This is a genomic window from Microvirga arvi, from assembly GCF_016892765.1.
Lineage (GTDB): Bacteria > Pseudomonadota > Alphaproteobacteria > Rhizobiales > Beijerinckiaceae > Microvirga > Microvirga arvi.
This window is the reverse complement of the sequence record NZ_JAFEMD010000013.1, coordinates 116,500-128,923: the sequence shown is the minus strand read 5'-3', so window position 1 is coordinate 128,923 and position 12,424 is coordinate 116,500. Positions and strand designations below refer to the sequence as shown.

Sequence of the window (12,424 nt, the reverse complement as noted above, 5' to 3'; positions counted from 1 at the left end):
TACAAATTCACCCACGCCATCGCTCAAGGGCATGAGATCCAGGTGGCCCATGCGGGACACGTCTGGCGCGACTTTACCTACGTCGACGACATTGTGGAGGGCATCGTGCGGCTGGTCGACCGCGCGCCTTTAAACGACCCGGCCTGGAACGCGGAAAATCCCGATCCGGCGACGAGCTTCGCGCCGCACCGGGTCTACAACATCGGCAACGATCATCCCGAGGAGGTGAACCACCTCATCACCCTGATCGAGGAGGCCTTGGGCCGGAAGGCGAACCGCGTGGACGTGCCCCTGCCGCCCGGCGACGTGCTGGAGACCCGCGCGGATGTGAGCGACCTGCGTCGCGACGTGGGCTTTGCGCCCGCGACATCCCTGGAGGAAGGCGTCAGGCGGTTCGTTGAATGGTATCGTGGGTATCACGGGGCTTGAGATGATCGGCCCGCTCTGTTTCATTCTGCTTCCTGTTCTGATCAGTGCGGCTCTTCTGTCCGCCCTCCTCATCATTGTTCTGAAGCCGATCCTGATCCGCTATGCACTGGCGCGTCCCAATGCCCGGTCGAGCCACAAGGTCCCGACACCGCAAGGCGGCGGGATCGCGGTCGTCGGCGCTGCGCTGGCCGTTGCCTCGATCGCCATGATCGCGATGGATCTGCCTCTGACGAATTTTCTGACGGTTGCGCTTGCGGCCATCGCACTCGCATTCGTGGGAGCCGTCGACGACATTCGCCCCTTGCCGGCGCATGTACGCCTTCTGTTGCAGATTGCGGCTGTCGCCGTTGTCGTCATGACGAGCGGCATCCGGATTTTTCCGGATTGGATACCGCAGAGCATTGAGCAGGCGTTTCTCATCCTCGGCGGCGTCTGGTTCGTGAACCTCGTGAACTTCATGGACGGGCTCGACTGGATCACAGTGGCCGAGATGGCGCCGATTACGGCCTTCATCGCCATGCTCTGGTTCCTGAGTTTTCCTCCGGCACCTGCAATCGTTGCCGCCTCGCTCTGCGGAGCGCTCCTCGGCTTCGCCCCCTTCAACAAACCCGTCGCCCGGCTCTTTCTCGGCGACGTCGGCTCCCTCCCCATCGGCCTTCTCGTCGGCTGGATGCTGCTGCACTTGGCCGGAACCGGCGCGCTCGCCGCGGCGATCCTGCTGCCGCTCTACTATCTGATGGACGCCACCATCACATTGCTGCGCCGCCTCGCGCGGCGTGAAAAAGTATGGGAGGCGCATCGCAGCCATTTCTACCAGAAGGCCACCGACAACGGCTTCTCGGCGCTGTCCGTCAGCGCGCATGTGTTCGGGCTCAACCTTGTCCTCGCCGGTCTCGCCGCTATGACACTGATCTGGCCTTCAGGGCCGGTGCAGATCGCCCTCCTTGTCCTGGGGGTCGTTCTCGTCGGCCTGGTCCTCAGGCGCTTTTCTCACCCCCGTGCAGTCCCCCTGGAGGTTTCCCGATGAATCCACCGCTGATTGCCCTCACCGGCTCGACGGGCTTCATCGGGCGTCACCTCCTCGCCGAGCTGCCGAAGCGGGGCTACCGGATCCGGGTGCTGCTGCGCCGTCCTTCCGAGGTGCCGGCGGGCGCCTCGGGCGCCGTGATCGGCGACATCGCTTCGCCCTACAACATGGCGGCGGCGCTTCGCGACGTGGACATGGTGATCCACTCCGCAGGCCTCGCCCATGCCATGTCGGGCCGCCCGGAGGACGATTACCGCACCATCAACACCGAGGCGACGGTCAAGCTTGCCCAATCCGCCGAGCGGGCCGGCGTGAAGCGCTTCGTCTTCCTCTCATCGATCCGGGCCCAGAGCGGACCTTCGTCCGAGGGCGTGCTGACCGAAGAGATGGAGCCCCACCCCACGGACGCTTATGGCCGCTCGAAGCTCGAAGCCGAGCGGGGCCTGGCCGGCCTCGACCTCGACTGGGCGGCCCTCCGCCCCGTCCTCGTCTACGGAGCCGGCGTGAAGGGCAACATGGCGGCCCTGCTGGCCCTGGCGCAATCGCCCTGGCCCCTGCCGCTCGGCGGCCTGACGGCCAGGCGCTCGCTTCTCTCCCTCGACAATCTGGCCGCGGCGGTGGACGCGGTCCTGAAGGCCGAGGGGTCGCTGAGGCGCCCCTTCATCGCGGCTGATCCGGAGCCGGTGACGATCCCCGCGATGGTGACCGCCCTGCGCAAGGGCCTGGGACGCGGGCCGGGGCTGATCCCGGTGCCGTCCTTCGTCCTGAAGGGAGCGGCGGCGCTCGCGGGAAGAGGCGAGGCCTATCAGCGCTTGGCAGGCTCCCTGGTGGCAAGCCCTGACGCCTTGAGGAACCTGGGATGGCAGCCGGTCAGTTCGACGCGAGACGCGCTTGCGGAACTGGCGCGGCAGGCAGGGGGGTCGGCGTCCGGCGCTTGAATTCCGGGATCGCTTCCTCGAACACCCGCTCGGCCAGGGCGCGGTCGCCCTCCGCAATGGCGCGGACCAGAATCTTGAGCCACTGATCGACCCGTCCGCGATCGGCGAAGACGGGCTTGGCGGCCATGACGCCGTCGATGCCGATCTCCGTGCGCGGCTCCTCCCGAGCGAAAAGGATCTCGTGCAGCCGCTCGCCGGCGCGCGCGCCGGTGACGGCGATCTCGATATCCTCGCCCGGCTCGTAGCCGGCCAGCCGGATCATGCGCTCGGCCAACTCGTAGATGCGCACGGGCTGGCCCATCTTGAGCACATAGACCGAGGCGCGTTCGTCGCCGTTGGAGCGCTCCGTCAGCGCGCGGCTTTCCTCCGCATGGGAGGCGGAGGTGAGCACCAGGTCCGCCGCCTCGCGGGTGGTCATGAAGTAGCGCACCATGTCCGGGTGGGTGACCGTGACGGGTCCGCCCCGGGCGATCTGCGCCTTGAACTTCGGCACCACGGAGCCCACGGAGCCCAGCACGTTGCCGAAGCGCACCGCGATGGTGCGGGTGGCGCCGTTGCGGCCCATGAACTCGGCATCGAGAGCCTGCCCGTACATCTCGGCGAAGCGCTTGGTGGCGCCCAGCATCGAGACCGGATCGATGGCCTTGTCGGTGGAGATCATGACGATGGTGTCGGCCCCCGCCTCGACCGCCGCATCGGCCACGTTCACCGAGCCGAAGACATTCGTCTTGATGCCTTCCGTCCAGTTCTTCTCGAGATAGGGAACATGCTTGAGGGCGGCCGCATGGAAGACGACTTCGGGCCGGAACTCGCTCATCACCTCGCGCACCCGCTCGCGGTCGCGCACGTCGGCGATGACGCCGTCCACGTTGGTGTCGCTGGAGAGGAGCGTCGGGTTTTCCAGGATGTGATGCAGGGACGGCTCCGAGCTTTCCAGGATCATGAGGTCGCTCGCCCCGAAGGCGACGATCCGGTTGCAGATCTCGGAGCCGATGGAGCCGCCGCCGCCGGTGACGAGCACGCGCTTGCCGCGGATGAAGTTTTCAAGCCTTTGCCGGTCGATCTGCACGGTCGGCCGCAGGAGCAGGTCCTCGATCTCGAGCGGCGCGAATTCGGCATTGCGCATGCCCTCGCCGAGGCTCGTCACCCGCACGAGCGGCAATCCCAAGCGCCGGGCGCGGGCGAGCAGCATGTCCGGGTTCGCTTCCGGCGTCAGTGCGCTCGGGGTCGCCAGCAGCCGGCGGATGGGAACGCCCCGCTCCTGGAAGTCCTGGACGACCTGATCGAGGTCGCCGAACGTCCCCAGCACCGGAACGCCGCGCATGGACTGGCCGAGATCGTCCGTACGGTAGGAGATGATGCCCTTGGGCTGGATCTTCTTGACCGTGCCGGCCTCGATGGCCCGCAGGATGACCTCCACGTCGCTGACGCGCCCGAGCAGCAGGGTCGGCGTGCTGGAATCGCGCTGCAGACTGTGCCGGGAGCGGGCGTACTTCATATAGCGGAAGGCGAGCCGCGGGCCGCCCAGCAGAAACATCTGGATCAGCCAGTACAGGGCGATCGTGATCTTGCCGAAGAAGAAGGTGCCCAGGAGCTGCGGCGACACGAGAACGTAGTCGACCACCAGCAGGGTCATCGCCAGGACGCCCGACGCCTGGAAAATGTTGAAGAGATCCGGCAGGGAGGCAAAGCGCCACTTGGAGCGGTAGAGCTGGGAGAACCAGTAGACCACGCCCGCGAAGGCGATGAAGGGCGGAAGGAAAAGCGGCAGATGAACGAGACGCTCGTTCAGAAGCGGTCCCTCGAAGCGCACGAAGAATGTCGCGACGACGGCCACGCCTGTCATCACGAGATCATGCGCGACAATGAGTGTCTTCTTGAAATCCTGGCGATTCATGACCTTGCCGTATTCTGCCTCGCGGTATCGGATGGGCCTACGTCTTTGTCAATGTAACCCTGTCGCTTTGCCGATGCCCCTGGTGCATCCCCGTCAAGCCTCAGGCAGAGGGCTCTGCGCCACCACCGACAGGCCATCCGCATCCCGCACGACCCGCGCCCGGATGCCGAAGCCGGAGGCGAGCCGGGCTTCGGTCAGGACGGTTTCCGGAGGGCCGCAGACCACGATTTTTCCCTGTTCCAGCAGGACGATGTCGTCGGCGAAGCGGGCCGCCAGGGTCAGGTCGTGCAGGATCACCACGACCGTCGCGCCGGTTCGGGCATGAGCTCTGAGCACCTTGAGCACGATGAGCTGATGGCGCGGATCGAGGGCGGCGATGGGCTCGTCGGCCAGGAGCACCGGCGCCTGCGTCGCGAGAGCGCGGGCGAGCAGCATCCGGGCGCGCTCCCCGCCGGACAAGGAGGTGGCGGGCCTGCCTTCGAAGCCCTGAAGTCCCACCGACCGGAGCGCCGTCGCGACCGCCTCCCGCCCCGACGGCGGCAGGTTGTCCGGCTCCTCCCCGTGTGGCAGGCGGCCGAGGGCGACGACGCTTGCGACCGGCAGGGGCCAGGCCACCCCGCCGCCCTGTGGCAGGTAGGCGATGGCCCGCGCCCGCTCGGACGCCCGCATCCGGGCAAGGGAAGCCGCGTTCAGGACGACCTCGCCCGCGCTGGGCCTCGACAGCCCGGCCATGGCCCGCAGCAGGGTCGTCTTTCCGGCGCCGTTGGGGCCGATGAGCGCCGTCAGGCGCCCGGGCGCCGGGGACAGGCTGATGCCTTCGAGCGCGCGGCGCTTCCCAAGATCGACCGTGAGGGAGCGGATCTCGAGGCGCATCATGCGGGGGCCTCCACCAGCTCCGCCTTCCGGCGCGCGATGACCCACAGGAAGAACGGGACGCCGAGCAGGGCTGTCAGCACGCCGACCTTGACCTCGGCTCCGGAGGGAATGAGCCGCACGGCACAATCGGCGGCCAGCAGCAGGGCGGCGCCGGCCAAGCCCGCGGGAACGAGCGTGCGCGCCGGGTCGTAGCCCAGGAAGGGACGTACGAGATGGGGTGCCACGAGGCCGATGAAGCCGATCGACCCGGCCACGGCCACGGCGGCGCCCGTGCCGATGGCGGCACCGGCAACGATCCGTCCCCTGAGCAGCGCCACGTTGATCCCGAGGCTGCGCGCCGTCTCCTCCCCCAGGGCCAGGGCGCGCAGGCCCGATGCGGCCGGCAGGATCAGGAGCGTGGCCAGGAGGATGAAGGGGCTTGCTAGCATCACGTGGACCATCGAGCGGTCCTCGAAGGAGCCGAGGAGCCAGAACACGATCTCCGTCACCGCGAAGGGATTGGGCGAGAGGCTGATGGCGAGCGACGTGCCCGCTCCGGCGAGGCTTCCGACCGCAAGGCCGGCGAGAACGAGCACCACGATGGTGGCGCTTCGCCCTGCCACCGCCACCACGAGGGCGATGGAGAGCAGCGCCCCTGCGATCGCAGCAAAAGGCAGGGCCCAGGACAGGGTGCCGACGAGACCGGAATAGATCACCAGCACCGCCCCGAAGGCCGCCGCCTGCGGCGCCCCGAACACTGCCGTGTCGGCAAGCGGATTGCGCAGCAGCCCCTGCAGCCCCGCGCCTGCCAGACCCGAGATCCAGCCGATGAGAAGGGCGAGCAGGGTGCGCGGCAGGCGCAGCTCCCGCACGACGATGCTCGCCGCCCCCTGATAGGAGACGAGAGCCTTGAGCGCCATGGGGATCGAGATCGGTGCCGGGCCGATGACGAGGGAGGCGAGGCTCAGCGCGACGAGGAGGGCAAGCAGGCCGGGGATGAGGGGAGAGCGGGTGAGGAGCATGCAGGACGGTTTCGTTGTTCCCGTCGATAGAGCATGAAACATTGCGAGGACAAAGCGCCTCTGTCTTCTCGTTTGTCGTCACCACCCTGGTCATCCCGGATGGCGCAGCCGATCCGGGATCGCGTGCAGGACAGGGCGCGGGTCTCTCCCTCCCCCCTTTGCGGGGGAGGGTGGCGAACGGAGTGAGCCGGGAGAGGGGACGTCATCGGTCTCGCACCGCCCCTCTCCCGACCCTCGCTGACGCGAGGGCCACCCTCTCCCGCACAGGGGAGAGGGCAGGTGGCGTGTTCTCATTTTGTTCTTGACAATCGTCCTAAGCTCGGCTATATCATTCCCTATCCCCGCCCTCGAGGGGCGCGCTCGCGAGGCGTCGCAAGAGTGGGGCAGGGAGCGGTCCCGCCGCAGGTCTCGCAAACCTGTGATCGCGGGTGGCCGATCCTGGCTTGATCCAGGTCCGCTGAAACAAACCGCGCGTGACGAGCAGTCCGGCTCTTAACCTTCACCATCCATCATCGAGCCGGGCTGCCTGACGCGCCACCCTCGATCTCCCCGCAAGGCTCGCAGCTCAGGCTGCGGGCCCCAAGGCGCTGGAGTTTTGACAATCCCGGTTCGATTGGCCGCGACTCCATGATACCAAGCAGTTCAGAGTCCCAGGAAACAACGTGAGAAAGCGGCATGAACAATCTGTTCGCCAACCTGCCCACCACCGTCTTCGAAGTGATGTCGAGTCTCGCCAGGGAGACCGGCGCCATCAATCTCGGCCAGGGCTTCCCGGACGATCCGGGACCGGAGGACGTGCGGCGGGTCGCGGCGGACGCGGTGCTCAACGGCTATAACCAGTATCCCTCGATGATGGGCATTCCGGAACTGCGCTCCGCGATTGCCGCCCACTACAAACACTGGCAGGGCGTCGATCTCGATGCGAACACCGAGGTGATGGTCACGTCTGGTGCGACGGAGGCGCTTGCGGGTGCGATTCTCGGCATCGTGGAGCCGGGCGACGAGGTGGTGCTGTTCGAGCCCATGTACGACGCCTATCTGCCCCTCGTGCGGCTTGCCGGCGGCGTGCCGAAATTCGTCACCCTGCAGCCCCCGCATTTCCGTCTGACCGAGGAGGCGCTGGCACAGGCCTTCTCGCCCAAGACCAAGGCGGTGGTGTTCAACAATCCGCTCAACCCGACGGCGACAACGTTCTCCGACGAGGACCTGAACCTGCTGGCTGACTTCTGCCGCCGCTTCGACGCTATCGCGATCTCCGACGAGGTTTGGGAGCATGTGGTGTTCGACGGCCGGCGGCACCGGCCGATCCTGGCGCTCGACGGCATGCGCGAGCGCTCGGTGAAGATCGGGTCGGCGGGAAAAATCTTCAGCCTCACGGGCTGGAAGGTCGGCTTCGTCTGCGCAGCACCCCCCATCATGAAGGTGCTGGCGAAGTCGCACCAGTTCCTCACCTTCACAACGGCGCCGAACCTGCAGCACGCCGTGGCCTACGGTCTCGCCAAGGACGACGCCTATTTCGAGAGCATGCGCAAAAACTTCGCCCGCAGCCGCGACCGCTTCACGGACGGCTTGCAGACGCTCGGTTTCGACGTGATCCCGAGCCAGGGCACCTACTTCGTCAATGTCGACATCGCGCCCTTAGGTGAGTCCGACGACGTCGCCTTCTGTCGCCGCCTCGTCACGGAGCACGGCGTCGCGGCGATTCCGGTATCGGCCTTCTATGCGGAAGGCGCCGTGAAAAACGTGGTGCGCTTCTGCTTCGCCAAGAAGGATTCTACCCTCGACGCCGGTCTGGAGCGGCTGGCGAGGGCCATCAAGAGGGCTGCTTAGCGCATCATGCGGACCCAGCGGGCCGCGCCAGCGAAAAGTGGATCCGGTTTTCCGCACAAAACGATGCGCTGCTTAAAGGATTGAGCATCGGATCAATCCCAAAAGTGCAAATCCACTTTTGGGTCCGATGCTCTAGCCAGCAACTTGGACATTGTTTCTTGTGCCAGAATTTCCTAGCCTGCCCCCGTCGTCACTCACTTCGCAGGAGTTCCGCCCCAAAATGGTTCGTCTTCTCGCTTCGGTCGCTCTGGGTCTCGGCCTTGTCAGCGCCGCCGCCGCCCAGGAGCGTGTGGTCAACGTCTACAACTGGTCCGACTACGTGGATACGAAGGCGCTGGACGAGTTCACGAAGCAGACCGGCATCAAGGTGGTCTACGATACCTACGACAACAACGAGATCGTCGAGACCAAGCTTCTCGCCGGCAAGTCGGGCTACGACATCGTCGTGCCCTCGGGCCCCTTCGTGCAGCGCCTGATCGGCGCCAAGGTGTTCCAGAAGCTCGACAAGGCGAAGCTGCCGAACCTCGCCAACCAGTGGCCGGAGGTGACGCAGCGCCTGGCCGTCTTCGACCCGGGCAATCAATACGCCGTCAACTACATGTGGGGCACCACGGGCATCGGCATCAACGTCAAGAAGGTGAAGGAGATCCTCGGCGACGTGCCGCTCAACACCTGGGACCTGGTGCTGAAGCCGGAGATCTCCTCCAAGCTGAAGGCCTGCGGCATCTACATGCTGGACTCACCCGAAGACCTCTTCCCCGGCGTGCTGGCCTATCTGGGCCTCAATCCCGATTCCAAGCGGGTCGAGGATCTGAACAGGGCGGGCGATGCTCTGTTCCGCGTCCGCGGCAACATCCAGAAGTTCCACTCCTCCGAATACATCAATGCGCTCGCCAACGGCGACATCTGCGTGGCGGTGGGCTATTCCGGCGACATGATTCAGGCCAAGAGCCGGGCCGAGGAGGCCAAGAACGGCGTCGAGGTCGGCTATGTCATCCCGCGCGAAGGCGCGCTGATGTGGTTCGACAGCTTCGTGATCCCGGCGGACGCCAAGAACGTGACCGAGGCGCATGAATTCATCAACTTCATGCTCCGTCCCGAGATCGCCGCCATGAACACGAACTTCGTGTCCTATGCCTCCGGCAATTTGGCCGCCAAACAACACATCGACAAGGCGATCCTCGACAATCCCGGCATCTATCCGGACGAGGCCACCATGAAGCGGCTTTTCACCAACACGGCCTATGACGAGCGCTCCCAGCGCACCGTCACCCGGCTCTGGACCCGCGTGAAGACCGGCCGTTAATCCGGCGCTCAGACTCGTTCGCGCATCGTCTCACGCGCCCGCCAAGCTCCGCCCACTCGGGCGGAGCTTTTGTCTTTACAAGAAGGACGTTTCATCATGCGCCTCGCCCTCGCCGCTCTTCTCGCCTTGAGCCTTGCCTCCCCGGCCCTGGCCCAGGTCGGCCAACAAGCCCCCGCGCCGCGCCAGCCCACGATCAGCGTGATGGGAACCGGCGAGGCGGAGCTGAAGCCGGACTTCGCGCGCATCCATGTGACGGTGGAAGCACGGGCCGACACGGTCGCGCAGGCGAGCGCCGCCAACAGCACGGCAACGGAACGGGTGCTCGCCCGCATTCAGGGCCTCGGCATCAAGCGGGAGGACATCCGCACCGCCAATTTCCAGGTCTTCCAGACGCCGCAGCAGGTCGGCCCCGACGGCAAGGAGGTGAAGACGCCGAAGTTCTCCGCCCATCATCAGCTGCGGATCACCAGCCGCGATCTCGACGGGGTCGGGCGTCTGGCCGGCGAGATCCTGGCGAGCGGCGACATGACGTTCCAGTCGGTTTCCTTCGGCCTCGACCGGCAGGAGGAGGGCGGCGACCGCGCCCGTGAGGCCGCCGTGCGCGATGCTCGCCGACAGGCTGAGATCTATGCCGCCGCTGCAGGCGTGTCCCTCGGCCGCCTGCTGGAGATCCGGGACGGCTCGGCCCAGCCATTCGAGCCGCAGCCCGACATGCGCATGTCCATGGCGATGGCCAAGGGCGCCGAGTCGGTGCCGATCGTGCCGCCGGCGACGATCCGCTACACGGCCAATGTCCAGCTCGTCTGGGAGATGGCCGGACGGCCGTGACGGGAGCAGTGCCCTCCCCCTTGCGGGGAGGGATCGAGGGTGGGGATCGGAAAGTCAGAGCGATGCGCTTTATCCGGAAGGCGCGACGCTCATACAGCGTCACCTCTCCACGGTGGGGAGAGGTCGAGCGCAGCGAGGGTGAGGGGGAGAGTGCTATCCGGATAAACCTGTAACCCCTCACCCGCGCCTTTGGCGCGACCTCTCCCACAAGGAGAGGTGAGCCTGCGGCCTGCTGGTCTGCTTTCTCACCAGCGATACCACCCTAGCCGCAAGGGGGAAATGGCTTCTACGCCGCCCTGACGCTGTTCAGGAATTGGCCGATCTCGGCGCCGAGGCGCTGGGCTTGGCTCTCCAAGGCGACCGAAAGATCCGCCACGTTGCGGGCAGCCTCCAGGGACTGGACCGCGACTCCCTGCGTGGTCTCGATGGCGGAGGTGCCTGCCTGCGCCTCCGAGGAGACCTGGGCCACGGAATGGGCGATCTCCGACACCGCCGCCGTCTGCTGGCTGACGGTTCCGGCCACGGTGGAGACGACGCCTGCGAGATCCTCGACGGAGGCCTGCACCGTGCCGAGCGCCACCAGGGTCTCCCGTGAAGCGGCCTGCACGGCCTCGATCTGACGGGCAATCTCCTCGGTGGCCTTGGCGGTCTGGCCCGCCAGGTCCTTCACCTCGCTGGCGACGACCGCAAAGCCCTTGCCGGCTTCGCCCGCGCGGGCCGCCTCGATGGTGGCGTTCAGCGCGAGCAGGTTGGTCTGCGCCGCGATGGAGCGGATGAGACCCGCCACCTCGCCGATCTGGGAGGTTGCGGAGGAGAGGATCGACATGCTGCCGGAAGCGCCGCGGGCCTCGGCGACGGCCCGTTCGGAGGCTTTCGCCGAGGCGCTCGTCTGGGCGGCGACCTCGGCCAGCGACGCATCGAGCTCTTCGGCGGCGCTCGCCACCGCCGACATGTTCTGCGCCGTTCGTAAGGAGGCCGAGCCTGCGATCTGGGCCTGCTGGGTCACGTGGTTGGCCGATCCCTCGAGCTGGCCGGAGGCTTTCGCGAGCTCGCCCGTGACCTGGCGGACCTCGGCCAGGATCTGCTCGACGGAGGCGTCGAAGGCTGCGATCGCATGGGTGATCGCATGAGCCCGCTCGGCATCGAGAGCCGCCATGCCCTCGCGCTCCTGCGTCAGCCGCTCGCGCTCGCGGGCATTGTCGCGGAAGACCAGGACGGTGCGGGCCATGGCGCCGATCTCGTCGGTGGCTTTGGTCGAGGGGATGTCCGTGGACGCATCGCCGTCGGCGAGCCGCCGCATGGCCTGCTGGAGGCGGGTGAGCGGCAGGGAGATCGAGCGCCCGACGATGAAGTTCAGGATCAGGCCGAACAGGAGCGTGGCGCCCATCGCCCAGAGGATCAGGGAGAAGGTGCGATTCTGCGAGGCGGTGAGCTGCTCATCGGTCTGGTGCGCCTCGGCGCGGACCTTGGCGAGCAGCTGGTCGAGAACCGGAACGAGCAAGTCGAACTGGCCCATCAGCTTCTCGCTCTGGCCGGCCACTTCCCGCTCCAGCTCGCCCCAGGCGTTGAAGGCTTCCTGGAAGGTTACGCTGGCGCTTTCGATGCCTGCCTTTTCCTTGGCGAGATCGCCGGAGAGCTGGGCCAGGGCGCGGGTGAACCGTCCCTGCTCGACCTCGAAGGCACCCAGGATGCTCTCCTCGAGCAGGATCCGGGCGCGGGCTTCCTGATTGAACATGCCGAGCATGGCGGCCCACAGGCGCCAGGCGATGGTCTCGCCGCTGGCCGTCAGGGGCCGCACCAGCTTTTCGAGATTGCCTTCGGCCTTGATGAGGCGTCCCTGCGCCCCCTCGTCGGGCTTGGTGCCGATGCCGACATAGAGGTTGTTGAGGGCCTTTCCTTGGCTGAGCAAGGCGGCCGCGTGCTGCTTCAGCGCGGCGATCTCGGGTTCGATCAGGACGGCACCCGAGGCGGCACTCATCTCGTCGAGCTGGGCCGCCAGCGCCTTGTGCTGATCCATGAAGGCTTGGCCGTGATGGCTGAGGCGGCTCTTCGTCCATTCGCCGGCCGCGACCTTCAGGCCGTCGGCACGGCCGCGGAACCGATTGGCCTTGTCGGCGAGGGCCGAGTAGGTCTGCTGCGTCGCCAGCGCCTGCTCCACCTCGGAACGGCCCGTCTGGAGCACCGCGCCGATAACCGCAAAGCCAAGCACCATCACGCCGCTCAACGTCGCGACGCGCATCCGCACCGACGGCTGCTTCAACCGAGACAGAAACGCCATTACCCCCGAATCCT

The 12,424-nt window shown here is 66.7% G+C and carries 10 protein-coding genes; 6 read left to right on the top strand and 4 right to left on the bottom strand.

All coding sequences use genetic code 11. From position 1 onward, the window contains the following. From ILT44_RS10640 to ILT44_RS10630, 3 genes are all read left to right on the top strand, one after another. On the top strand, nt 1–429 hold a 429-nt coding region (locus ILT44_RS10640), incomplete at its 5' end, for an NAD-dependent epimerase/dehydratase family protein (RefSeq protein WP_204239548.1). A 1-nt stretch (nt 430) separates the two neighbouring features. Beyond that, nucleotides 431–1,456 carry an MraY family glycosyltransferase gene (locus ILT44_RS10635; RefSeq protein WP_239468087.1) on the top strand — a complete coding sequence of 342 codons (1,026 nt, stop codon included), beginning with the start codon at nt 431–433 and terminating at the stop codon, nt 1,454–1,456. Then, the gene (locus ILT44_RS10630) at nt 1,453–2,394 is read left to right on the top strand and encodes an NAD-dependent epimerase/dehydratase family protein (RefSeq protein WP_204239546.1); all 942 of its coding nucleotides are present in this window, start codon (nt 1,453–1,455) and stop codon (nt 2,392–2,394) included. The genes ILT44_RS10635 and ILT44_RS10630 overlap by 4 nt, the downstream gene beginning before the upstream one ends. On the opposite strand, the gene ILT44_RS10625 is transcribed toward ILT44_RS10630, so the two are convergent. The 3 genes from ILT44_RS10625 to ILT44_RS10615 form a co-directional block, all read right to left on the bottom strand. Continuing rightward, nucleotides 2,327–4,291 (bottom strand): nucleoside-diphosphate sugar epimerase/dehydratase, encoded by a 1,965-nt coding sequence (locus ILT44_RS10625; RefSeq protein ID WP_204239545.1) that lies wholly within the window; start codon nt 4,289–4,291, stop codon nt 2,327–2,329. The genes ILT44_RS10630 and ILT44_RS10625 overlap by 68 nt on opposite strands. A gap of 93 nt (nt 4,292–4,384) precedes the next feature. Further along, nucleotides 4,385–5,167, bottom strand: coding sequence for an ABC transporter ATP-binding protein (locus ILT44_RS10620; protein WP_204239544.1), 783 nt, complete (start codon nt 5,165–5,167; stop codon nt 4,385–4,387). Next, complete coding sequence (locus ILT44_RS10615) at nt 5,164–6,168, bottom strand: FecCD family ABC transporter permease (protein ID WP_204239543.1); 1,005 nt, start codon at nt 6,166–6,168, stop codon at nt 5,164–5,166. Before ILT44_RS10615 ends, ILT44_RS10620 begins: the two co-directional genes overlap by 4 nt. A 675-nt stretch (nt 6,169–6,843) precedes the next feature. Between ILT44_RS10615 and ILT44_RS10610 the strand changes: the two genes are divergently transcribed. From ILT44_RS10610 to ILT44_RS10600, 3 genes are all read left to right on the top strand, one after another. Continuing rightward, entirely contained in the window at nt 6,844–7,998 is a 1,155-nt protein-coding gene (locus ILT44_RS10610) for an aminotransferase (RefSeq protein ID WP_204239542.1), read from the top strand. Between the two features lie 220 nt (nt 7,999–8,218). Then, on the top strand, nt 8,219–9,304 hold the full coding sequence (locus ILT44_RS10605) for a polyamine ABC transporter substrate-binding protein (protein WP_204239541.1): 1,086 nt from the start codon (nt 8,219–8,221) through the stop codon (nt 9,302–9,304). Between the two features lie 96 nt (nt 9,305–9,400). After that, complete coding sequence (locus ILT44_RS10600) at nt 9,401–10,132, top strand: SIMPL domain-containing protein (protein ID WP_204239540.1); 732 nt, start codon at nt 9,401–9,403, stop codon at nt 10,130–10,132. A gap of 286 nt (nt 10,133–10,418) precedes the next feature. Here the strand turns inward: ILT44_RS10600 and ILT44_RS10595 are convergent, their stop codons facing one another. Further along, the gene (locus ILT44_RS10595) at nt 10,419–12,410 is read right to left on the bottom strand and encodes a methyl-accepting chemotaxis protein (protein WP_204239539.1); all 1,992 of its coding nucleotides are present in this window, start codon (nt 12,408–12,410) and stop codon (nt 10,419–10,421) included. Nucleotides 12,411–12,424: the final 14 nt, after the last annotated feature.